The sequence below is a fragment of the Nonomuraea thailandensis genome (assembly GCF_024172165.1).
Lineage (GTDB): Bacteria > Actinomycetota > Actinomycetes > Streptosporangiales > Streptosporangiaceae > Nonomuraea > Nonomuraea thailandensis.
In genome coordinates this window covers 672,473-694,124 of record NZ_JAMZEB010000001.1, presented here as the reverse complement: position 1 = coordinate 694,124, position 21,652 = coordinate 672,473, and the positions used below count along the sequence as shown (strand labels likewise).

The 21,652-nt window shown below is 66.7% G+C and carries 23 protein-coding genes and 7 pseudogenes; 19 read left to right on the top strand and 11 right to left on the bottom strand.

The window, feature by feature from the left end:
* The first annotated feature begins 8 nt into the window (after nucleotides 1-8).
* From HD597_RS03335 to HD597_RS03325, 3 genes are all read left to right on the top strand, one after another.
* Complete coding sequence (locus tag HD597_RS03335; protein ID WP_253740355.1) at nucleotides 9-764, top strand: alpha/beta fold hydrolase; 756 nt, start codon at nucleotides 9-11, stop codon at nucleotides 762-764.
* 72 nt (nucleotides 765-836) lie between these two features.
* Entirely contained in the window at nucleotides 837-1,364 is a 528-nt protein-coding gene (locus HD597_RS03330) for a hypothetical protein (protein ID WP_253740200.1), read from the top strand.
* Nucleotides 1,365-1,391: 27 nt separating this feature from the next.
* The gene (locus HD597_RS03325) at nucleotides 1,392-1,652 is read left to right on the top strand and encodes an alpha/beta hydrolase (RefSeq protein ID WP_253740199.1); all 261 of its coding nucleotides are present in this window, start codon (nucleotides 1,392-1,394) and stop codon (nucleotides 1,650-1,652) included.
* A 179-nt stretch (nucleotides 1,653-1,831) separates the two neighbouring features.
* Here HD597_RS03325 and HD597_RS03320 read toward each other — a convergent pair whose 3' ends face one another.
* Complete coding sequence (locus tag HD597_RS03320; RefSeq protein ID WP_253739774.1) at nucleotides 1,832-2,182, bottom strand: hypothetical protein; 351 nt, start codon at nucleotides 2,180-2,182, stop codon at nucleotides 1,832-1,834.
* Nucleotides 2,183-2,278: 96 nt separating this feature from the next.
* On the opposite strand from HD597_RS03320, the gene HD597_RS03315 reads away from it, so the two are divergent.
* Nucleotides 2,279-3,445, top strand: coding sequence for an IS630 family transposase (locus HD597_RS03315; protein ID WP_253740198.1), 1,167 nt, complete (start codon nucleotides 2,279-2,281; stop codon nucleotides 3,443-3,445).
* A gap of 922 nt (nucleotides 3,446-4,367) precedes the next feature.
* Here HD597_RS03315 and HD597_RS03310 read toward each other — a convergent pair.
* Nucleotides 4,368-4,829 (bottom strand): winged helix-turn-helix transcriptional regulator, encoded by a 462-nt coding sequence (locus HD597_RS03310; protein WP_253740197.1) that lies wholly within the window; start codon nucleotides 4,827-4,829, stop codon nucleotides 4,368-4,370.
* A 166-nt stretch (nucleotides 4,830-4,995) separates the two neighbouring features.
* Nucleotides 4,996-5,424 carry an MFS transporter gene (locus HD597_RS03305; protein WP_276082788.1) on the bottom strand — a complete coding sequence of 143 codons (429 nt, stop codon included), beginning with the start codon at nucleotides 5,422-5,424 and terminating at the stop codon, nucleotides 4,996-4,998.
* Between the two features lie 203 nt (nucleotides 5,425-5,627).
* Here HD597_RS03305 and HD597_RS66600 point away from each other — a divergent pair.
* The 4 genes and pseudogenes from HD597_RS66600 to HD597_RS03295 form a co-directional block, all read left to right on the top strand.
* Nucleotides 5,628-5,780, top strand: a pseudogene (locus HD597_RS66600) (alcohol dehydrogenase catalytic domain-containing protein); the annotation flags it as partial.
* Nucleotides 5,781-5,795: 15 nt separating this feature from the next.
* Complete coding sequence (locus tag HD597_RS03300) at nucleotides 5,796-6,284, top strand: zinc-binding dehydrogenase (protein ID WP_276082787.1); 489 nt, start codon at nucleotides 5,796-5,798, stop codon at nucleotides 6,282-6,284.
* Entirely contained in the window at nucleotides 6,272-6,445 is a 174-nt protein-coding gene (locus tag HD597_RS66595; RefSeq protein ID WP_372513331.1) for a zinc-binding dehydrogenase, read from the top strand. Before HD597_RS03300 ends, HD597_RS66595 begins: the two co-directional genes overlap by 13 nt.
* A 182-nt stretch (nucleotides 6,446-6,627) precedes the next feature.
* Nucleotides 6,628-6,871 (top strand): annotated as a pseudogene (locus tag HD597_RS03295) (transposase); the annotation flags it as partial.
* A 234-nt stretch (nucleotides 6,872-7,105) separates the two neighbouring features.
* Here the strand turns inward: HD597_RS03295 and HD597_RS03290 are convergent.
* The gene (locus HD597_RS03290; RefSeq protein WP_253740194.1) at nucleotides 7,106-7,951 is read right to left on the bottom strand and encodes a M23 family metallopeptidase; all 846 of its coding nucleotides are present in this window, start codon (nucleotides 7,949-7,951) and stop codon (nucleotides 7,106-7,108) included.
* Between the two features lie 366 nt (nucleotides 7,952-8,317).
* Nucleotides 8,318-9,277, bottom strand: coding sequence for an RNA polymerase subunit sigma-70 (locus HD597_RS03285; protein ID WP_253740193.1), 960 nt, complete (start codon nucleotides 9,275-9,277; stop codon nucleotides 8,318-8,320).
* Between the two features lie 137 nt (nucleotides 9,278-9,414).
* Between HD597_RS03285 and HD597_RS03280 the strand changes: the two genes are divergently transcribed.
* The 3 genes and pseudogenes from HD597_RS03280 to HD597_RS03270 form a co-directional block, all read left to right on the top strand.
* Nucleotides 9,415-10,848, top strand: coding sequence for an MFS transporter (locus HD597_RS03280; protein WP_253740192.1), 1,434 nt, complete (start codon nucleotides 9,415-9,417; stop codon nucleotides 10,846-10,848).
* Nucleotides 10,849-10,863: 15 nt separating this feature from the next.
* A complete protein-coding gene (locus HD597_RS03275) occupies nucleotides 10,864-11,454 on the top strand; it encodes a DinB family protein (protein WP_253740191.1) in 591 nt (196 codons plus the stop codon).
* A 123-nt stretch (nucleotides 11,455-11,577) separates the two neighbouring features.
* Nucleotides 11,578-11,783 (top strand): annotated as a pseudogene (locus HD597_RS03270) (hypothetical protein); the annotation flags it as partial.
* On the opposite strand, the gene HD597_RS03265 reads toward HD597_RS03270, so the two are convergent.
* The gene (locus HD597_RS03265; RefSeq protein WP_253740365.1) at nucleotides 11,762-12,025 is read right to left on the bottom strand and encodes a hypothetical protein; all 264 of its coding nucleotides are present in this window, start codon (nucleotides 12,023-12,025) and stop codon (nucleotides 11,762-11,764) included. The pseudogene HD597_RS03270 and the gene HD597_RS03265 overlap by 22 nt on opposite strands.
* A 521-nt stretch (nucleotides 12,026-12,546) precedes the next feature.
* On the opposite strand from HD597_RS03265, the gene HD597_RS03260 reads away from it, so the two are divergent.
* Entirely contained in the window at nucleotides 12,547-12,801 is a 255-nt protein-coding gene (locus HD597_RS03260) for a hypothetical protein (RefSeq protein ID WP_253740190.1), read from the top strand.
* Here the strand turns inward: HD597_RS03260 and HD597_RS03255 are convergent.
* A complete protein-coding gene (locus HD597_RS03255) occupies nucleotides 12,785-13,309 on the bottom strand; it encodes a hypothetical protein (protein ID WP_253740189.1) in 525 nt (174 codons plus the stop codon). The genes HD597_RS03260 and HD597_RS03255 overlap by 17 nt on opposite strands.
* Before the next feature lie 552 nt (nucleotides 13,310-13,861).
* Here HD597_RS03255 and HD597_RS03250 point away from each other — a divergent pair.
* On the top strand, nucleotides 13,862-14,443 hold the full coding sequence (locus tag HD597_RS03250; protein WP_253740188.1) for a hypothetical protein: 582 nt from the start codon (nucleotides 13,862-13,864) through the stop codon (nucleotides 14,441-14,443).
* Nucleotides 14,444-14,662: 219 nt separating this feature from the next.
* Nucleotides 14,663-14,962, top strand: a pseudogene (locus tag HD597_RS66590) (transposase); the annotation flags it as partial.
* 121 nt (nucleotides 14,963-15,083) lie between these two features.
* Here HD597_RS66590 and HD597_RS03245 read toward each other — a convergent pair.
* Nucleotides 15,084-15,266: a hypothetical protein gene (locus tag HD597_RS03245; RefSeq protein ID WP_253740187.1), complete on the bottom strand. Its 183-nt coding sequence runs from the start codon at nucleotides 15,264-15,266 to the stop codon at nucleotides 15,084-15,086.
* Nucleotides 15,267-15,307: 41 nt separating this feature from the next.
* Between HD597_RS03245 and HD597_RS03240 the strand changes: the two are divergent.
* From HD597_RS03240 to HD597_RS03230, 3 genes and pseudogenes are all read left to right on the top strand, one after another.
* A pseudogene (locus tag HD597_RS03240) lies at nucleotides 15,308-15,676 on the top strand (hypothetical protein); the annotation flags it as partial.
* Between the two features lie 939 nt (nucleotides 15,677-16,615).
* The gene (locus tag HD597_RS03235) at nucleotides 16,616-17,059 is read left to right on the top strand and encodes a Gfo/Idh/MocA family oxidoreductase (protein ID WP_308210551.1); all 444 of its coding nucleotides are present in this window, start codon (nucleotides 16,616-16,618) and stop codon (nucleotides 17,057-17,059) included.
* The gene (locus HD597_RS03230; RefSeq protein ID WP_372513330.1) at nucleotides 17,028-17,771 is read left to right on the top strand and encodes a Gfo/Idh/MocA family protein; all 744 of its coding nucleotides are present in this window, start codon (nucleotides 17,028-17,030) and stop codon (nucleotides 17,769-17,771) included. The genes HD597_RS03235 and HD597_RS03230 overlap by 32 nt, the downstream gene beginning before the upstream one ends.
* A 106-nt stretch (nucleotides 17,772-17,877) precedes the next feature.
* Here the strand turns inward: HD597_RS03230 and HD597_RS64190 are convergent, their stop codons facing one another.
* Complete coding sequence (locus HD597_RS64190; RefSeq protein WP_276082677.1) at nucleotides 17,878-18,006, bottom strand: hypothetical protein; 129 nt, start codon at nucleotides 18,004-18,006, stop codon at nucleotides 17,878-17,880.
* Nucleotides 18,007-18,400: 394 nt separating this feature from the next.
* Nucleotides 18,401-19,542 (bottom strand): annotated as a pseudogene (locus HD597_RS03225) (IS3 family transposase).
* On the opposite strand from HD597_RS03225, the gene HD597_RS66585 reads away from it, so the two are divergent.
* Both HD597_RS66585 and HD597_RS03215 read left to right on the top strand, forming a co-directional pair.
* Nucleotides 19,482-20,390 (top strand): redoxin domain-containing protein, encoded by a 909-nt coding sequence (locus HD597_RS66585; protein ID WP_372513353.1) that lies wholly within the window; start codon nucleotides 19,482-19,484, stop codon nucleotides 20,388-20,390. The pseudogene HD597_RS03225 and the gene HD597_RS66585 overlap by 61 nt on opposite strands.
* Nucleotides 20,366-20,814, top strand: a pseudogene (locus HD597_RS03215) (IS630 family transposase); the annotation flags it as partial. The gene HD597_RS66585 and the pseudogene HD597_RS03215, both read left to right, overlap by 25 nt.
* Before the next feature lie 20 nt (nucleotides 20,815-20,834).
* Here HD597_RS03215 and HD597_RS03210 read toward each other — a convergent pair.
* On the bottom strand, nucleotides 20,835-21,527 hold the full coding sequence (locus HD597_RS03210; protein WP_253740182.1) for a hypothetical protein: 693 nt from the start codon (nucleotides 21,525-21,527) through the stop codon (nucleotides 20,835-20,837).
* Nucleotides 21,528-21,652 lie beyond the last annotated feature (125 nt).

Below are 21,652 nucleotides of genomic sequence, written 5' to 3'. Positions count from 1 at the left end.
ACTGTCCCGTGTTGAACAGGAAAGGCATCGGACTTGGCAATGTCGGTCCGGCGCTGAGGAGCGTGTCGCCGAGCAGGACGGTCGCAGTCGGCATCCCGCATGAACGCATGGGAGATAACGTGAGACGTATCCCGCTCTTGGTTGGTGTCATAGCGCTGGTCACCAGCGTATGCGGCTTCCCTTCCGCCGCTTCGCCCGTTGCCGAGGCGGAACAATCCTTACAGTTCGGCGCCTGTCCACAGGATCTCGCTACCCCGTATCCGCACTTGGACTGCGCGACACTGCAGGTGCCGCTGGACTACGGCCGTCCGTACGGCGCCAAGATCACCGTCATGATGTCGAGGGCGAAGGCCACCAATCCTGATAAACGGCGTGGCGTTCTGTTCCTCAACCCCGGTGGGCCGGGAGGCGGTGCCGCCGAATACGCCGGCAGGCTGACGGCTCCGTCCGCGACCGGGCAGACCCGCATCCCGCCTTCGGTGCTGGAGATGTGCGACATCATCGGAATGGACCCGCGTGGGGTGGCACATTCCACACCGTTGTCCTGCGGTGACCTCTCCCTGTGGGCGGCGCCGCTGCCCGACCCCGATGCCGCGCCGCAGCGACCGGAGTTGTGGAAGCTGCTGGGTGAGTTCGCGGCGTCCTGCCAGCGAAACGCCGGGAGCATGCTGCCGTTCGTCAACACGAACACCGTGGCCAAGGACATGGACCGCATCCGCCAGGAACTCGGCGAACAGAAGATCAGCTATCGCGGCTTCTCGTAAGGTACGTACCTGGGCATCGCGTACGCTGCGGCGTTCCCCACCCACCTGGACCGCATCATCCTCGAAAGTGCCGTGGACCCGACCCCGCGTGAAATGGCCTACCAGGGATGGCCGGTGCTGAGCCAGAACCCGGCGATGTACAAGCGGTGGGACACCTACTTCGAGTGGGTCGCGCGCTACGACGACGTCTTCGGGCTCGGAACGACCAAGGACCAGGTGCGGGCAGCCTGGGAAACCGTGATGGCCGATCTGCGGCGCGCTCCTCGCGGTCACGTCGGCCCGTACGAGTTCATCCTCTCGACGTTCGACACCATGTACAGCGAAGGGGGCTGGCTGAACTTCACCCGGGCGATCAGCGACTTCGTCCGCCGCGGTCACGACACGCGCCTCAAGTCGGTTGTCCTGAACCTGGGCTCACCGGGCAACGACAACTTCCTGTCCATCTTCAACGCGGTTTCCTGCACGGACTCTCCGTGGCCGGCGGACAAGGAGACCTGGGAACGCGACGCGGCCGAGCACGTCGCCTGGTATCCGAACTTCGCCGTCTGGTACAACTCCTGGTGCAACGCCGCGTGCCAGAACTGGCCCGTGGCCGCTTAGGAACGCGAGCTCCCCGACGCGAGCCGGGTGCCGCCGATCCTGATCTTCAACTCGGAAAGCGACCCGTCCACCCCGATCGAGGGCGCGAAGGCCCTGCGCCGGCTGCTGCCTTCGTCCAGGCTGGTGACGGAGATGGACGCGGGCAAGCACGGCGTGGTCTTCGGACCGCTCGCGCTCAACAACCCGGCGGCCAACAAGATCGGCGCGCCCTCGTGTCAGGCACGCTGCCCGCTCAGGATGTGTCGGTTCCCGGACACTCCTTCCCGGTGCCCACGCGCCAAGCGATGAACGAGGCCGTCGATCAGGCAGGTCCTGCGCAGCTCCACCTGGGCCGCGTGGACTAGGCACCCTTGGGGGTGTACTCGTGATCCACCGAGCCCAGGGAGCGTCGGTCTCCTGACCTGCGTCATCGAGCACCGCATCCGCGGCCCGGAGGCTTAGTGGTCCTGCCCGTAAGTTCTTCGGGGTCAATGGCTGAGGTAGAGGTCGCAGGCGCAGTCGAGGGCTTCTTGGGGTGTGCCGGCGGACATGCCGGTGGGCAGGATCTGGTTCTCGTACGTGCCGCTGCTGGCGAGGTAGAGGCCGAACCCCCAGATGGAGGCCGATCCGCCGTAACGGAGGCGGATGAGGGGCAGCCGGTCTCCGCCGGTCAGTTCGCCTTCGACGTAGGCGAACCGGCCGTGGTAGCGGACGTTCAGGCCTGCCAGCTGTGGCCAGTGATCGCGGGCGTGCTGGCGCAGTCGCTGGGCCAGGGAGGTCTTGGTCGACTCCGGGATGGCGGGCATGAGCTCTATCTTGCCGTCCGGCGTGTCGATCACGCTCCGGGCGGTGGATATCGGGGCAAGGTGGCAGCGCCCCTCGTCAGATCACCGAAAGCGTTCCGCGTGCCCGTCCCTTGTGCTCGTCAGATCGCCTTGACCGCCTCCGAGCGGCGGCGGTTGAAGAAGCTGGCCCATGCTCATACGGTCCCCTACCAGCAGGTCGTCCGTGTCCGGATCGTGCTGGATGCCGCGCATGGCTACTCCAACGCCCGGATCGCCCTGCGGCAGCGCGTCCATCTCGACACCGTCCGGCGGTGGCGTGGCCGCTATGCCGATCAGGGCATCGACGGGCTCAAGGATCGGCCCCGCAGCGGCCGTCCGCCCCGCTTTACCCTCGTCCAGCGGGCCGAGGTCACGGCGCTGGCCTGCCAGTTACCGGCCGAGACCGGGATGCCGCTGTCCCGCTGGAGCAGCGCCGACCTGGCCGCCGAAGTGGTCGGGCGGGGCATCGCCGAGGCGATGTCCGCCTCATCCGTCCGCCGGATTCTGGCCGCCGACGTGCTCAAGCCCTGGCAGCACACCTCCTGGATCTTCATCCGCGACCCCGGCTTCGCCACCAAGGCCGCCCGCGTGCTCGACCTCTACCAGCGCCTCTGGAACGGCCGGCCCTTGGCCGGCAACGAGTACGTGATCTCCTCCGACGAGAAGACCTCGATCCAGGCTCGCTGCCGCTGTCACCCCACCCTGCCGCCGGGACGGTCGCGGATGATGCGCGTCAACCACGACTACGACCGTGGCGGCGCGCTGGCCTACCTGGCCGCCTACGACGTCCACCAGGCCCGCGTGTCCGGGCGCTGCTCACCCAAGACGGGCATCGTCCCGTTCATGGACCTGGTCGAGCAGGTCATGTCGCAAGAGCCGTACGCCTCGGCCCGGCGGGTGTTCTGGGTCGTGGACAACGGCTCCTCCCATCGTGGCAAGGCCGCCGCCGACCGGCTCGCCGCCCGGTTCCCCAACGCGGTGATGGTCCACACTCCCGTGCACGCGTCCTGGCTCAACCAGATCGAGATCTTCTTCTCCATCGTGCAGCGCAAGGTGGTCACACCCAACGACTTCACCGCCCTTGACCAGGTCGAAGACCGGCTGATCGCCTTCGAGCGCCGTTACAACGAGACCGCCCGGCCCTTCAGATGGAAGTTCACCCCGGCCGACCTCGAGGACCTGCTGGCCCGGATCGAGCGACACGAACAGAACGAGCACCACTTCCAGCAACCCACCGGCTGCGATCACCAGCCTGCCGCACTACCAGCAACCATGTGAACCCTCGAATGACTTACGAGCCGGACCACTTAGGTTCTGGGGCGGTCCTGAGGTCGCCCTCAGAACCTGCACGGCCGTGGGTGTGCGTTCGCGCCGCGCAGGCACGGGCGCCACCGCTTTACGAATGGAGCGACTCATGGGTGTGCGCCGGGCCGCACGAGGCGCTGACCGTGCGGGATCCGCTCGGTTGAGTCATGAGGGCTGCAGCGAGGGAGACGAAGGACGCGAAGTGATCAGCGCGGCGCTCGTACCGTCGATCTGGGCACGGCGGTGAGGCTTCACCGGACTTCAGCCACACCACCAACATCAACATCATGCTCATCCTGGGTGTGGCCGCGCGCCAAGCGTGGCTACGCGGTCCGGTAGATCGAGGTCACCAGCATCCTCCCCAGACGCGCGTCAACATGACGACGCCCACCCTAACGATCAGTCGTCTGCCGCGGTGTGTCCCCGTCGCGTTCCGGCCGTACCCGTACTACACCCGCGAAGCGGGGTCCGGCGATGAACAGGAATACCCCAAACGCCAGGACACTCAAGAGGAGGAGAAAGTTTCGACGCCACAGAGGATCCCTCATGTGGAAGGAATCATTCCGCGAATGGCTTTCAAAGAATTCTCCCCGCCGCCGATGCCGTCATCACAATGCTCTTGTCGGAGCGAGTCCAGCGGCTCACGCATCCAAGAGAGCGCTAGGCACACGGCCATGCAGCAGCCAGGCTATGTCGGCGGACGCCGCAGCCATCTTCCCAATGGGCCCACCTTGCTCGCCGTCTTCGCCACGGCAGACAAGACATAATCCAGCCAACCTCGCCCGATTCTCGATATTCGATCGCCCGCCCTCACTCTTCACGCGTGATCCAACCGAACGACCCCGAAAGGCTGGCCAAGTCGGACGAGGCTGGCCTTTCGCCTACCTCGGGCGTGTTACGCCAGAGCCGGCGAGGGGGCGGTGGGGTGTGCCATCACGGCTTCGATGGCCGCGTACCGGCCGCAGTCATCGCAGACGGTCTGCTGGTGGAGCTCTCCGCCGCAGTGCTCATGCCGGAAGATGACAGGAGGATCACCTGGCGCGGCCCAGCGGTCGCCCCAGTGCGTGAGTGCCATGACGACGGGTAGCAGTTCGCGTCCCATGTCGGTCAAGATGTAGCCGTGGTGCGGCGCACTCTCCGCGGAGGGTCGCCGCTCCATCAACCCTTCTTGGACGAACCGATCGAGCCGCGCCGCAAGAATATTGCGGGCGACTCCGAGACCGCGCTGAAAATCCCCGAAGCGGGTGACACCCCGCAAGAGCGCATGCCGGATGATCAGTAGACTCCAGCGCTCACCCACGATCTCGAGCGCCCGCGCCGCAGAGCAGTTCTGCGATTCGTAGGTACGACCAAGCACAACCCCACCGTACAGCAGGGTGGTTGCATGACGATACTAACGAATGTCGCGTTCCCGTTCCCAGACGGCGAACGCCCGCGAGGAGCATGACGCCGGTCGCCATGGGAGGAGCGCCTCGCTGTCACCCCATCCGTGCTGGAGGCACGCACGAGTCCCAGAACGGGACCTAGAACGCCGCCGGTGACCAGTAGGAGGCCGACAACGTGTAACCGGTTGTCGGTCCTTGGTTCTCCTCGATCCTCAACAGCACCAAGACGATCGTGATGAGCCCGATCGGCACGTTGATCCAGAAAATCCATGCCCAGAAGGGCTCCGCCGCGATGGCGCCTCCGAGGAACGGCCCCATGAGCGTCGCCAGTCCTGTCACACCGCTGAACAGGCCGATCGCCTTGCCGCGGTGTTCGGGTGGAAGGGCCGTAGACAGCAGTGTGAACGCCAGCGGCATGACGAAGGCCGCTCCCGCCCGCTGAGCCGCCCGCGCGGCGATCAGTGTGTCCGCGTCCTGCGCCAGGGCGCAGGACGCGGAGGCGAGGGTGAACACGGCCAGCCCCGCAGCCAGGACGCGGCGCCTTCCCCGTCGGCCGGCACGCCCCAGGTGCGCGTGTGCAGGCTGTCACGGGTCTCGGCCTGGTCGAACATGCCGCACCTCGGGCATGTCGATGTCGACGGAGGCGAAGGCGCTCCCGTGGCACATGCGGGCACATCATGGCGGGCACGCGACCATTGCTTAGGCATCCCTATGCCAGACCTCGATAGAATGCCCGTTACGTCCGGGCGGGTCAGGGGCACAGCCCCGCTCCTGACCTGCTCGTACCCGGCTTCGAGCTGGTCGGCATCGTCACCGAGACCGCGCCCGACGTGACCACGATCGCCCCTGGCCGGAGAGTGATCGCCTTGGTGAGCTGGGGTGCTTATACGGACCAGCTCGCCGTGGACGCCACCCATGTGCTGCCGATCCCCGATGGCATGGACGACCTGACGGCGGCGGGCTTTCCCGTCTCGTACGCCACCGCGCACGTCTCGCTCCTGCACCGGGGCGGACTCCAGCCCGGCGAGACGGTAGTGATCACGGGAGGGACCGGTAACGTCGGCGAGGCGGCGCTGCAGATCGCGCAGGCCGTAGGCGCCCGGGTCATCGCCGTCGATCGCTCGGGCACGCTGACGCCAGCCGCAGCTGATCACGTCCTTCCGCCCGAGGGCCTGGCCGATGCTGTAAGGTCGCTGACCGGGCAACGCGGCGCCGATCTCGTCCTGGACCTGGTGGGCGGTGATCTCACCCGTGAACTGATCGCCGCGCTGGCCTGGGAGGGACGGCTCGTCACTACAGGCTTCGCCAGCGGCGCCATCCCCGCCGTCAGCCTGCTGGACGTGCTGGTGGGCAATATCGCCATTATCGGCACGAGGACATCGCCGGCTATGCCAGCCGCGACGTCGCCGTCGCCATGCGGGCGTTGAGCCAGTGCCTGGCATGGCACTCCGAAGGCCGCCTCACGCCGCGCGTGCCCACAGCCTTCGCCTTTCGCGAAGCTCCCAAGGCACTCGCTCTCATCGCCGAAGGCGCCGCATCCGGCAAGCTCGCCCTGGACTTGACTGTTCCTCCCGCGTTCCGCGGCTGATCCCTGATCCAGGGCACGATCGAGCCTGAACCGCAATTCAGCGCCGTGTGACAGGCCGGCCTCGACAAGGTGAGGGTGGACTCCACGACGGCCCGCTCCTGCGACCACGCCGCTGGGATGGCCCCGGATGGCGAACTGGCCGCAGCTGAACTGGCCGCAGCGCTGCACGAGGCCGCCGGAGGCATCTGTCGGCCGACCGGCACTGCAGCGCGCTGTCCTTCGTCCTCATCCCTGGCCAGGCCGGTGACAGCCCGCAGTTTCGCGCCGTGCTGGAGCGCATCAAGATCCGTCTGGCTGTCGGTCCTCCGCGCACCAGGCCGGGCGCGGTGGCCGCCGACAAGGCGTACTCCTCCCGCGGTAACCGCGCCCAATTGCGTGGGCGCGGGATCAAGGCCGGTCATCGCGGAGAAGGCCGGCCGTGCGGCCTGCTGCGCCGTCAGCGCGGGGTCGGAGATGACTTCGTGATGCGAGCCTTGGCGGCTTGGCCCGCGCTGTCGCCCTCGACGTCCGGCACGGTCTCGCCGCCGCCGACCGGACCGATCGGTATGCCCTGACCGGTCCGCTCGGCGAACACGGGCGCTGTGATGGCGGCGATACGGCCCCGGCCGCGTGCAAGAAGGCCACAGCCCGCACGCGACGTCCCGCGTCAGCGGGGTTCGGTCAGCAGTCGGCGATGTCGGTGCCGTTGTTGTCCTTGGCCTGGTCGTTGCCCCAGCGCGATAGGTAGTAGGCCGATACCCATTGGTTTTGCCACGGGTTGCCGCTGTCCAGGTCGGTCTTCAGCCACCAGTGGTTGTAGTCGCTGCCGACCTGCACGATGGGTCCCCAGGCGCGGCAGTAGACGTAGTTCGTGCCGCGGTTGAGCGTACCGGTGCGGGTGCCGCCGGGGGTGGAGTGTCCGGGGGCGTCGGCGAAGGTGTCGACCCAGTACCTGCCGGGTGTACCGCCGCCGCAGTTGTTGCTGGTCTCGTAGTGCTGGTTGTACGACCAGGTAACGGGGATGAGGTGGCCGTTGACGGAGGCTTGTACGACGGCGCCGTTGAGGCGTTGTTCGAAGTGCAGGTGAGCGCCGGTAGTGGCGCTGCCGGTGTTACCGATGGAGCCGATCTGCTGGCCTTGGCCGACGGATGCGCCGGCGCCGACGGCGCGGCTGGCCAGATGCAGGTAGCGGGTCACCCAGCCGCCTCCGTGATCGATGACGATGGTGTTGCCGGCGTCGGTGTAGAAGGTGGAGGTGATGACGGTGCCGGCGGCGGAGGCGAGAGCGGGGGTTCCGTGCGTGACACCGCTGACGGACACCATGTCGACCATGTACTGGCTGGCGTGGCCTCCGTGGGTGGAGGTCGTCCAGCGCTGGCCGCAGGGGACGGGCATCTGGAAGGGCGGAGCCGCGAGGGTGGCGGGAGGCTCGTCCGCGTGGGCGGTGCCGGTCGGGAGCACGATGGCCGCGCATAGGGCGAACGTGGCTGTGAGGTGAGATAAGAGCAGGCGGACAGGCAATGTCATTTGCACTCCTCCTACTGGTGTTGGGGGGTGAGAGAGGAGATGACTCCTGATCGAACCAAAGTTAACACCATTGATCAGGGATGCAATGAAAACTTCTTTCGCGGCTTCAGGCGAGCCGCCAGACCGGGCCGGCCGCCTGTCGTCCAAGAACGGTCTGCCGATGGCCTGGGCGAATCGGCCAAGTGGGGCGCTCCGTCAAGGCTTGCCTGGAGCGACGCATGGCCGGCGATGCCCAGGACGATCAGGCGAGAACCCGTCGCCCGGACCATCAACCGGGCGGGGCTTATGGCAGAAAAACAACAAGAAATGGCAGGAATCATGTCTTTGCGTTAACTGTCGCATTGACATGACGGCCGGACGCTCCCGTTACACGAGGTCGGCCTCATGGACCCGGGGCAGGCCGAAGGCGCTGAACAGGCTCCGGTCTTCGAAGACCTCGATGTTCTCGAACCCCGAATTCGTGACGGTGAGCACGTCGATGGTGTGGGCTCGCAGCACGCCATCGGCATCCCGTCGGTAGACGCCGAAGCCTGGCTTGCCATTCACCGAGACCGGCACCATCTTGCAGTCTCCCACCGCTGGGCAGTTCCGCAGATACTGGGCGATCGCGTCGCGCCCCTTGAGCACGGTGTCGGATGGTCGCCGCCGGCAGACAGTGTCGTCAGCGAGCAGGTACACCAGATTGGTGATGTCACCGGTCTCGAAGGCGGCGGCGTACTCGTCCAGCAGTCTGCGCAGCGCGAGATCGTCCGGCTCCGCCGCTTCGGTGCCGTCCGAGGGAGTCTGCGCGAGTTGAGCCCTGGCGCGCCGCAGCATGCTGTGTACTGCGGTGCCCGAGGTGCCGAGCAGGTCGGCGATCTCCGTCGCCTGCCAGTTGAGGACGTCCCGCAGGATGAGCACCGCGCGCTGGCGGGGCGAGAGATGTTGCCAGACGACCAGCAGAGCGCGCTTGCGATGCTCCCGTGCCGCGACGATCACGGCGGGATCGCTGTGATCATCATCCGCCGCTCTGGCCGTGTTCTGCTCGGTGAGGTCGTCCTCCGGCAGGCCGGAGATTGCCGGCGACCGGCTCCGGCCTGTCAACACGTTCAGGCAGACATTGGTGGCGATGCGATAGAGCCAGGTGCGGAGCGACGACCGCCCCTCGAAGCTGGCGTAGGATCGCCAGGCCCGCAGATAAACCTCCTGAACCTGGTCCTCGGCGTCATCCATCGACCCGAGCATGCGGTAGCAGTACGTCAGCAGCTCGGCTCGGTACGGATCCGTCAGCCGGGCGAACTCCTCGCTGCCTGTCCGGCTGAGGGCGGTAGTCGCCTCGTTGGTCATGGTCACAACCCCCCTGTCAGGGCACAATTTCATCCCTTACCGGGTACAGACCAGCGTAGCGACCGAAATTCGTCGCCGCTGTGCGGCGAATCGCGTCAGCCCTCGCGGTCTACCTCCATGTGTCAGAACAAACAAGCATGGCTCCCCTGGAGCAACAGTCGTCCTCCGCCCCGGACCCACGCCGCTGGAAGGCCTTGGCCTTGCTGTGCACGGCGTACTTCATGATCATTGTTGACTCGCAGATCGTCATCCTGGCGTTGCCGTCCATCGAGTCCGAGCTCAGCTTCGGGCTCACCGGCTCGCAATGGGTGATGAGCGCCTACCTGCTCGCCTTCGGCGGGCTACTGCTGTTCGGCGGGCGTACCGCCGATATGCTCGGCGGCCGCCGGATGTTCATGGTGGGCACCGCGCTCTTCCTGGTCGCCTCGGTGGTCTGTGGATTCGCGTGGACCGGTGGTGTGCTCATCGCCGCGCGGATCGTCCAAGGAGTGGCGGCGGCCATCATGGCGCCCACGGCGATGGCCGTGTTGATGAACACCTTCGATGACGCCAAGGAGCGCAACCGCGCCATCGGCGTGTGGACCGGCATAGGTGCGTTCGGCGCCACTGCCGCGCTGCTGGTCGGCGGTTCCATCACCCAGGGCCTGGGCTGGGAGTGGATCTTCTTCATCAACATCCCCCTGGCTGGCGTCGTGCTCGTGATCGGCCCGCGCCTGCTCCGGGAGACGCCGATCCGCTCCCGCGAACGAGCCTTCGACCCGTTCGGCGCGATCACCGTGACCGGAGCGCTGGTGCTTCTGGTCTTCGGTGTGGCTGAGGCGCCACAAGTGGGCTGGGGATCGGTCCGTACGCTGGGAGTGCTGGTGGCCGCGGCGGTGCTGTTCGCGCTTTTCCTCATCGCGGAGCGGTCGGTGAAGGCCCCGCTGGTCCCGCTCCGGATCTTCCGGCTGCGTGCCCTCGTCGGCGGCAACATCATGACGCTGCTCGTCTCCATGGCGACCTACGGTGGCGCCCTGATGATGTCCATCTACGCCCAGCAAGTGCTCGGTTACTCAGCCATCCTGTTCGGGCTGAGCACCGCGATCTACGCCGCCATGTCCATCGTCGGCTCCAACCTCGCCGGCCCGCTCACCACGAGGTTCGGCTACCGGAAGGTGGCCATGTTCGGAGCGACGCTCCTGTCCGGTGGTGCCTACCTGCTCTCCCGGGTCACCGTGGGAGGCGACTACTGGACCGACCTTCTTCCCGCGATGGTCGTGTTCGGTGCGGGTATCGGCACCACCGTCGTGGCTTCGGCGATCGCCGCATTGTCCGACGTCCCGGCAGGCGAATCCGGTCTTGCCTCCGGCATCAACAACTCGGTCTTCCAGATCGGCGCCGCATTCGGTATCGCGCTGTGCACCACCGTGCTGGTGGCCAACACCGACGCCTTGGCCACCGATCCGAGGGTCGGCCTCAACGAAGGTGTGCAGGCGGCGTTCCTGGCCACGTTCGTCTTCGCGGCCGTCTGCCTCGCCGTCGCCGTCATCCTCACGCTGCTGCGCAAGCGTACTTCCTCCCCGCCCGTGTGAAAGGGGTTGTCCGAAATGATAATTCCCTGGTCCGAGCTGCCCATCGCCTCGGCCGCCGAGGCGCTGCCGGTGCTGGAGAAGGGCGTGGACCAGGACTGGTCCCGCCGGGCGGCCGACACCTCGTGGACCGCTCGAGACCTGCTCGACCACATCGTCCTCGGCGTCGTCGGCTATGCCGCGCTGCTCATCGCCCGGCCCGCGGACCGGTACACGAGCCTGTGGGCCAGTAACGATCCGCACGCGCCGATTCAGTTGCGCATCGAGTCGATTGACATCGCCGCGCACCTGCTGTCCCTGACAGTGCGCGGCACTGCGCCCGGGGTCAGGGCGTTCCATCCGTGGGGCACATCGGACGCGTCCGGCTTCACCGCGATGGCCGCTCTGGAGATCCTTGTCCACAGCCACGACCTCGCCCGAACCCTGGGGTACGGCTGGAGTCCACCGGACGTCCTGGCCGCACAGGTCGTCGAGCGGCTGTTCCCCAACGCCCCCAAGGGGCACGCTCCAGGTCAGACCCTGCTCTGGTGCACGGGCCGGATCGCGTTGCCCGGCGTGCCCCAGCTGCCACGTGAGCAGTGGCAGTGGTACGGCGAGGTCCGCGACTAGCCGTACCGACCCGCAGGGTTGCCGACCAGGATGATCGGTGGGTGGCGCCACCCCGCTGGAACCGTGACTGATCCGCGGGGTGCACATCCACCGCCACCTGACTCCACACCAGCGCCCGGCGCGCTTGGCCGATCCCGGGGCGGGCTGAACACCGAGATCCACCGCCGGGGCTGCCGCTGGTCTTCGTGCTCACGCCTGGGCAGGCCGCCGGCCGCTCGCGATTCACCACTGTCCTGGACCAGATCCGGCTGGTCGGAGCGGTGGGTCGGCCACGGACCCGCCCGGCGGCGGTGGCCGCGGACAACGCCTATTCCTTCCGCGCCAACCGGATCCAGACGTCGAACGGGCGATCAACCGGCTGAAGGACTTCCGGACCGTCGCCACGCGTGACCCTGTTGCCGAATTCTGATGAGGCGATCAGCGCGAGCGCCTCAGCGAACTCGGTGTCGGTGAACACCTCACCCAGCTGGTCACGAATCGTCATCGGCAAGCTGCCCTTGGGGAACGCCGCCCGTGCTACCTGCGCGGTCGCCTCCGGAACCCTGCGGCACCGACGCGCCTGCATCGACATCACATGCCCCGTCCTGCGGCTGTCGAGGGGAGGATCACGGCACCCAGAGACGATCTTTCACCCCAACGCCACCCTGAACGCGGAAATCGCCTGGCCTGTCAGCAGAATTCGGCAACAGGATCGCCAAAGGGGGAAAACGCTCGCGACGCCTGCGACGGCGACGACGAACGAAGGCGGGTACGACGCCGTATCGAAGCGGTCATCCCGGAGAAGATCGCCCAGGCGGCCAGCCGCAAGAAGCGCGGCTGCCGGCCGGTCACCCATGATCCTGATCTCTACAAGCAGCGCAACCCGGCCGAGCGCTACATCAACCGGAAAGGAGTGGCGTGGGCTGGCCTCCCGCTTCGACAAGACCCCCGACAGCTATCTCGCCGGCCTGCATCTACACGGAGCCGTCTTATGGATCCGAAGCCTCCGACCAGCCTAGAGATTCGAACTCCGTTCAAACTCTAGGCCGCGCGGGCGGCCATCCCACCCTGCCCTCCCCTAGCTCAAGGAGATCTCCGCCATGAATCCATGCCTTGACTAGCTACGTCATCAATAACGGCTGGCAGGTCACCTGGTCGCAATGTGCCGCCGACGAACTCCTACAGCTCGACCGGCACGGCTGGATGATCGAGGTTGCGTTCCGCTGGCAACGGCCCTACACCGCGCGGATCGCCACGCCAGCTGGCCACCCCACCCTCTCGCTGAGCCTGCGCTTCACCCTGTTGGTCAATGACCAGGAAAGGCGCGCAAGCGCGCCGAGGAACCCCGACCTTAGAACTGAGGAATAAGAATGCCACCCCAGTTCATTGTGCCGGATTTAGTGAGAGTCCAGTTACAGGCGTGTTCAACTGTTTCCCAGCCAGGAGTAACCGGATTGAGAATTGAACCGTGCTTATAGTAGCCACCACCTGGCGAAAGATAGTTGGTCCAGTCATACCATCCTGCGCCCAGCTCGATCTTGCGTATGCATCGGTTAGGAGCGTGCCACCACTCGTATGTCCCCGCAGCCAGATAGAGGCGACGCGCTACGACGGCATTCTCCAGACCCGCGTGCGGGTAGGCCCCGAGATATTGAGACTTCATGTTGTACGCGGGCGGATATTTTTGAACGGCGGCATCGGCGCTGCCGGTCGTGGTCGATAGCGTCATCGTGACAGCAGCCACGGCGACGCTGAGCAGCCTTCTGGCTATCGAGCGCACATTACTCTCTTTCTGTCCGCCGCCGGGGCTCTGGTAAGCCGCCAGCGTACGGTCCGGCTGTTTTCGTATCGGCTCCAGCAGGAGAGCCGATTCCACGGTGCCCCATTATCCAGCTCCGTCGACCTCTCGATAAGGTGGTTTCTGCCATTCGCCGCTGCGTTTCTGCCATCCGGTTTCATGTGGGTTTGGGTGCGCCGATCCCGCTCGCCCGTCCTCAGGCTGGTGGCTAACGAAAGGTTTGATCGCTGGGGCGATCCTGTTGCCGAATTCTGCTGACAGGCCAGGCGATTTCCGCGTTCAGGGTGGCGTTGGGGTGAAAGATCGTCTCTGGGTGCCGTGATCCTCCCCTCGACAGCCGCAGGACGGGGCATGTGATGTCGATGCAGGCGCGTCGGTGCCGCAGGGTTCCGGAGGCGACCGCGCAGGTAGCACGGGCGGCGTTCCCCAAGGGCAGCTTGCCGATGACGATTCGTGACCAGCTGGGTGAGGTGTTCACCGACACCGAGTTCGCTGAGGCGCTCGGTGTCCGGGGCGCGCCGGCCGAGTCGCCGGCCATGCTGGCGCTGGTGACGGTGCTGCGGTTCGTCGAGGACCTGACCGACCGGCCGGGCCGCCGATGCGGTCCGGGGGCGCACCGACTCAACGCATATGCTCGGCGCGGTCCGCGATCTGAACCGGCTGGAGCCAGCCGGGGAATGCGCGCAGGCGGCGCTGGAGGCGATCTCGGCCGCCGCGCCCGGCTGGGTGGAGCGGGTGCTGGAGGTAAGCGGCTGGGCCGAACGCTACCGCGCCCGGGTGGACTCCTGGCGGTTGCCGGCCTCGGTGGCCAAGCACGAGCAACTGGCCATCGCCTACGGCGCCGACGGATATGCGCTGGTGAGCGCCGTGTATGCGCCGTTTTCCCCGGCCTGGCTGCGCGAACTGCCCGCGGTGCAAGCCTTGCGGATCATGCTGGTTCAGAACTACACCCGCACCACCGGCAGCCGCAGGCGGGAGGTGGTCAAGCGGCGAGAGTCCTTCAATGACGGCGGAGAGGGGCTCCCACCGGGAAGTATCCGCCTGGCCTCTCCCCATGACATGGACGGTCGCTGGACGGCCAAGGGCGACGATTTCTTCTGGTGCGGCTTCAAGGTGCACATCAGCGAGACCTGCCACGACCTGCCCGCGCCAGACGAGAGCGCGCCCGGCACACAGCCGGGCAACAGTGTGCCCACCACCCCCCTAACATGATCACGAACGTGGCCGCCACGGACGCCACCGTCCCCGACGTCAAACCGCAAGCCCGCGACAAGGCGGGCTTCGACCGCAGCGCGTTCACCGTCGACTGGGACAAGCAGCAGGTCACCTGCCCGCAAGGCCAGACCAGCAGCTCATGGAGCCCCTGCATCCAGCGCGGGCAGGAAGCGATCGTGGGGCAAGTTCGGCGGCGAGGCCTGACAGGCCTGCCCCGCCCGCCCGGAATGCACCTCCTCGAAGAGGGGCGGGCGTCAGCTCACCTTGCGCCCCCGCCCGCTGCAGGAGGTCCTGGACCAGGCCCGCCGCGAACAACACAGCACCAACCGGTAGACCAGGTACGCCATCCGCGCCGCAGTCGAGGGCACCATCCACCAGGCGATCGCGGTCACCGGCATCCGCCAGGCCCGCTACCGCGGCATCAAGAAGGTCCACCTCGAACACGTCTACTCCGCCGTCGCGCTCAACCTCATCCGCCTGGACGCCTCGCTGCCAGACCCTCCGGCAGTCGCCTGACGCGAACGTGACGGAACTCCATGAGCGGAAGGCCCGGTGGTATCCGGCCGCCCTGAAGATCGTGGCGGAGCCCGACGGCCGACCGGCGTCATCGTGGTCCCTCGACCGACGACGACGTCGTCTACGACCGGTCCCGAGTTGTCGGCAGGTCCTCGTGATAGCCCTCGCCTGTGAGGTCTATGGCGCGCTCATTCAGGTAACCGTCGATGTCACGCAGGTGGGCTCCCGTGTTGGTGCGGGTACGAGTGGTGCCGTTGACGACGGAGGTCTCGGTGATGTCGAGCCCCGAGATGGTGAAGGTCACGGTGTCGGGCTCGCCGCCCTGCCCTTGAGCTCACTCTCGACGAGGCCCGTGCCCGGCTGGGCGACGTAATGAACCGTGCCGACCATGCTGGGCAGATCACCTACCTGACCATCAACGGCCGGCGGGTCGCGGCCATCGTCCCCACCGAGCGCATCGACGTGGCGGCCGACATCGCCCTCAGCTTGACCAGCGTGGACCTCATCGCCGAAGAGACCGGCGCCTCCGTCGAGCAGGTACGCGAAGCGATCGAAGAGATCAGTGCTCTCGATATCGGGGAAACGATCACGACCATCGACGACAGCAACCTGGTGGGCATGGAGACCGTTGCCCTCCACGCAGTCTATGAGCGGCTCGGCCGGGTCATCAGGTTCGTCGTCGGCGCTCATTCCGGAAGTTCTCCTCCTCCATGACTCATCCTTAGTCTGGTCCTCAGTTGCACCGACAATGGTGGCAGGGGCCTCGCTCCGTGGTCGTGCCGAGCAGGTCGTCCGGCCCCCCGGCGGCTCAGGTCGACGAGCGGGCCGTCGGCGACGATGGGATCCATGCGGTCGGCTCATCGATCTTTGACACGGTCGTGGAGACGGGTGCGGCCCCAGGCCGGTGAATGTTTCGGGCCGAGCAGAAGTTCGCGAAGGCGTTGTCATCGACGAACGAGAGCGTGGCGACGTCGCGCGAGGTCGTGTGGTGCGCTCGCCCGGTCCCGCTACCGCGCCCGAAACTCAGTGCGCCTTCGGATGTTGTTCGCGGCTGCTGGAACCGCGGTAATGGCGGCAGAGGATGACCCGGCGGTACGGCGTGCCCCCATAAATGTTTCCTTTCCTTGGACACTTGGCCTGTCCTCCTCGACCACCATGGTGTCCTCAACAAGGAGAAACAGCGTTCAGACACCAAGGCGGCCCCTGGATCCAGGGTGACGGCTCCGCAAGTCCGGTGATTCGCCGGACGCCTTTTCTGGCGCCAATTCTGCTCCGGCTGGCAGTTCGGTGATCCTCATGAATTGACCTCGGTGAGTTGGCAAGAGGCTCTTCTCGGTCGATAGAGTCTTCTCGTGGAGGGTTTAGCGCATGAGCATATTGCGCGCGAGCTCGCCATGGGAAATCCATCAGAGGTGAAATCGATCAGTTCACGCGGCGCGGGACCGGCCGCCCGCCTCTCCCCATTCGTGGCGTTGGCCGATGACGCCGTTACGAGCCGGTGCCGGGGCTGACCGGCGGCCTCTCTGCCCGAGCCTTGCTGGTGAGCCATGCACCAGCCAATCGGCACAGCGTCGGCCACCCTCGCTGCAGGGTGGACGGCCGGTCGTTCGGGCCTGACGGTCCATCTGAGCCGCCACCTGGCAGGCGCCGTCCATGGGCGTCACGACCGTCACTGTTGCCGGCCCGCCGTACCGCTTCTCCCGTACGAACCATGAAAGTTGTGAAATGCCTGGCAAAAGACTGAGATGGGGCATCGTCGGATACGGGGACGTAGTGCGGAATCGCGTCCTGCCAGGGTTGCTGTCGCTGTCGGAGACCGTGGCAGGCGTGTGGGGGCGAGACGCTCAGCGGGCACGCGCCCTGAGCGATGAGTACGACATCGGCTTCGGCACCGACGACTACGATGCTCTGCTCGGCTCCGTCGACCTGGTCTACGTGGCCAAGCCCATGGCCGCACGGGCGCCCCTGGCCGGCGCCGCGCACCGCGCCGGTCTGCCCGTGCTCGTCGAGATGCCGCTCGGCCTGCCCCTCCCGATCGCGCCTCGAACTCCACCCGGCCGGCGCGGTGCCGTCCCACACTCCACGAACCCGACCTGACCGTCGGTCCGGTCGTTGCGGCCGCCTACTATCGGCGAACTGCACCCGCATTCATCCGCCTGCGCGAACTGCTCGCCGGCCGTACGGTCGACACCATCACGCTCTCCGTCCGCGCTCCGCTCGATCCCGCCCCCTCCGAGCCTCGGCGGTGGCGTTCCGACCCGGCCGTGGCCGGAGGTGGGTGCTCGCCGCCCTGGGCGGCCATCGCCTGGACCTGTTGGTGTGGCTGCTGGGCATGCCCACGGGGATCATCGGCGAGATCGGCCGCCGATTCCCGCGAGGCGTCGAACGGCAAGCGACCCTGCATCTCACCTGGCCGCGAGGCACCAGGGCCACGCTCGCTGTCGAATGGTGGCAGGGCACTCCGCACGATCGTCTGACGGTGACCTTCGACGGCCGCACCCTCGAGGCGGACCCCGTGGATTCGGGGCTCTTCCGCGGCAGGATCGACGACGCCCGCGTCCGCATGTTCCGGCCTCCCCATGACAACCCGTACGTCCCCTTGCTGACCGACTTCGCGCGCAGCGTCGCCGACGGGACGAGCCCGGCATGCCCGATCGCTGATGCCATGACCGTCGATCGTCTCATCGCCACCGCCCACGCCCCCGCGGCCGATGCCGGCGCAGGCCCGGACCCCAGGCCCGCAACCGCGCGCGCCTTCACACCCACGGGTTCCACCCGCCCCCGATTCGGGATCGATCGCTCACGATGACGCGTGCGACGATGCGGTGCCCGCACGGGGAGGCCGCGGGAGCCGTTGCCGGGAGTCCCGGCTCTTAGGGAACTCGGTGGAGCTCTTCGGGAGACAACATGGTGAATCACCTGCTCACGAAGAGGCGTTGAGTGCTGAGGCAGTCGAGATCGACGACGGAGAGCTGATCCGGCGATCGGCGCATCAGCCGGAGCAGCTCGCTGTGCTGTTCGACCGCTACGTCGCGCAGATCCACCTGTTCGCGGTACGGGGCATGCGTCGTCTGGGCGTTGAGCCGTACCGGAGGGAACCCCTGCCCGAGGCGCCGGCTGTGCCGGAGCGCCACGCCGACCCGCCGGCGCCAGGGGAGCGGTCCAGCCGATCGCCAGGGCGCACGGTTTCGCCCGCCGTCCACGACGCGCTGCTTGACGCGACGCGATCCTGCCGACGACGTTCCCACGGGATGCCGTGAGACCGTTGTGGAGGCTCAGCAGCCTCTGGCGGCCTCGACTGGCTGGAAAGCCATGATGACTGGCAGTGATCGGGATTGCCGTCGACGATCGGCTCATTAGACTCGACAGAGTCTTAGGCCAGCGGCGCCGAGGAAGGGTGGTGTGCCCCGGGTTCGGTGGAGTCGCGTTCCTGGATTGTCATGCCACGGTGGGTGTGTTCTCGAACTGTATCGGGGTGAGCATGCCCAGGCTGCTGTGTCGTCGTTGCCGGTTGTGCCAGATCTCCAGGTACGCGAAGATCGCGTTGGCGAGTTCGATGCGGGTGTTCCAGCGCTGACGGTCGAGGAGTTCGACCTGCATCCGGGACCAGAACGACTCCATCATGGCGTTGTCGAAGCAGTCGCCGACGCTGCCCATCGAGGGCAGCAGGCCGGAGTCCTTGGCCCGCTGGGTGAAGGCCCAGGATCCGAATTGGACACCCTGGTCGGAGTGGATGATCGTTCCTGCGGGTGGCGTGCGGTTGTCGATGGCCATGCCTAACGCGCTGGTCACCAGGGTGGCGGTCTGGGTGGAGTCGATCGACCAGCCGACCACCCGGCGGGAGTAGGCGTCCAGCACCACGCAGCAGTACACCTTGCCCTCGCGGGTCGGGTGTTCGGTGATGTCGGTGATCCACAGCTGATTGGGGCCGGTCCGGGTGAAGGCGCGGTCGACCAGGTCGGTGGCGATCTGGTCGGGCTTGGCGCGTCGCCACTTGGGCCGGCCGCTGAGGCCTTCCAGCCCGGCCCGGCGCATGAGCAGCTCCACTGCTCCGTGGCTGACCGTGACCTGGTGGCCGAGGGTCAGTTCGGCGTGCACCCGGCGGGCGCCGTAGGTGCCGCGTGAGTCCTGGTGGATCTGCTGGATCAGGTCGGTCAGCCAGGCGTGCCGAATGGCCCGCGGCGAGGGCGGCCGGTCCTGCCAGGCGTAGTAGCCGGACACCGACACGGCAAGGACGCGGCAGGCGATCTCGACCGGGATGCCTTCGCCGGCCATCACCGCGATGGCTGCGAACCGTCTTTTGGGGGCGCCGCCTCGCGGACGAGCTCGATCGCGCGCCGGGTGGCCTGCAGTTCGGTCTCCAGCTCGGCGATGCGCCGCTTGGCAGCCGCTAGCTCGGCTTTCTCGCCGCTGGTCAGGCCCGGCTCCAGGCCGCGGTCGATGCGGTCTTGGCGTCGCCACGTGTAGATCGTCTGTGTGCTGATGTCCAGGTCATGCGCCAGCTCGGTGGCCGCGCGGCCTGCTTCGAGCAGGTCCAGTACCTTGCGCCGGAACTCCGGCGGGTAGCCCCGTCGTCCCATGCCACTTTCCTCTCATCAAGCGGCACAAGAATCCAGAAATCCACCTCCACTCAACCCCGGGCACACCACAGCCTCCACGAAACTCGGCGCGGTTCATGCGATTACGGATGGCCGTGCTGGTGTTCTACCGGGGCGTGTGGGGACCGTACTGCAACCTGGCGCTGCGCACGTACCAGAAGCGGTTGCTGCCGCAACTGGCCGGCCGTGGCGTGGAACTGGTGGGTATCAGCCCACAGACCTTCCAGGGTTCGCTGGCCATGCGACAGACGAATGAGCTGACATTCCCGGTCCTGTCCGACGTGGGAAACCAGTTGGCCGCCCGTCTCGGCATTCTCACGCAGCCGACGCCGGACACCCTGGCATCGCTGGCTCGGCTGGGCGTCGACGTGGCCGCCGCCAATGCCGATGGCAGGGTGACGGTGCCGAATGCCGACTGTCGCCATCATCGACGGCGCTCATGTCCTCCGGTGGATCGATGTCCACCCCGACTACACTTCGCGAACCGAGGTTCCGGACATCATCGCCGGCCTCCACGCATCGGCGTAGTGTCCCGTCGGCGATTCGTCGGGCGTTCTTGGTCATGGGACGTCCGTGGCCGAAGGTTGAGCCGTTGGATTCAACCGATGATGAGCGGGCGGAGCTTGAGCGGTGGAAGGTACCAGACGTACCTTCTCGACGAAGAACTGGTCGGCCAACAGCTTGAACGTCTCCGACTGATGCGGCCGCAGGTCGAGTGCTCGCCAGGCGCGCGACACCGTCGGCTGCGACAGGGCGGCTCGCCCCGAGCCGCGGACGCCGATTGTCACGCGGCGAGCACCCCATCCGCTCCCAGCCGGTACTGCCGATGATGCCCGGCATGCCCGAGCGGCGTACCCACGACAATCTGCGGCACGGCATCACCAGCCTCTTCGCCGCGTTCACCATCGCCGACGGAACCGTGAGCGGCCAACTGCACCGCCGCCACCGGGCGATCGAGTTCGAGAAGTTCTTCGCCTCGATCGACAAGGCGGTGCCGGCCGGACTCGACGTACACCTCGTGTGCGACAACTACGCCACCCACAACACCCTGCTCACCGACAAGCTGATCCGCCGCGGCGTCCACACCTCGGTGAAGGCAATCGATGACGACATCAAGGCCTGGATCGACACCTGGAACGACGACCCGCGCCGTTCACCTGGACCAAGACCGCCGACGAAATCCTCAAGGCCTCGCCCACTGCCTGGCCAAGATCGATCTACCGACTCCCGGAAACCAACGAAATATCTAATTAGCGCCCTCAACGAATGTCCGCTCACAGCATCGCCTGCTCGATGATGTCCCCCGCATACACGGAATCTACGTGGTGTGACGGGGCGCCGTTGGTCGGCTGAGGCGCCCAGGACACGGCGGCGTGGACATCGCATCGCTCCCCTTTCAGCAGCCCCGGCAGTTCCCAGATCACGTGCCGGTGACCGGAGCTGTAGGTGACGAAAGGGATGTCAGGGTCCCGCTCCAGCAGCTCCGCCCATCGGCGCGGCAGCAACCGCCCCATGGTGGCCTCATGGTAGAGAAGGTTCTCATTCCACCCGCCGAACGTCAGCTCGATGTCACGGTCGTCGACGTCGAGCCCGCACAGCCCGTACCCGGCGGCAGGCCAGATCGTGACGCCGGCGGGCAGGGTGTCATATCCCACGCTCATCCGCAGACCGCTCACCTCCGCCTGCGCGGTGACCCGCCACACTATCCCCCAGGACGCCGTGACGGGATGCGGGGTCCAACGGGGTGTCACCGGTGAGACCAATACCTCAACAACCGCCTCCGGCAGCGACCAGGCACCGATCCTGCCGCGCGGCAATTCCCAGCACCGGTCAGGGGCCGATGCGAGCTGCCGGCGGCCGATCGTCATCGCCGGTAGCAGATCGCCGAAGGGGCTGGAGACTACCAAGGGATGCGGAGCGAGCCGCTTCAGGTCATGAGTGGTGAAGAAACTTCGGTGATCATTCATCGCCTCAATGTCCCAAAATGACCGACCGTCATACAAGCGGATTTTTATCGGCTCAGCATTGCCAATGGCTGCTCATGAAAAGCAGGTTCCTACAGCCCTGCAACGGTAACCTGCTCAGCCAGACA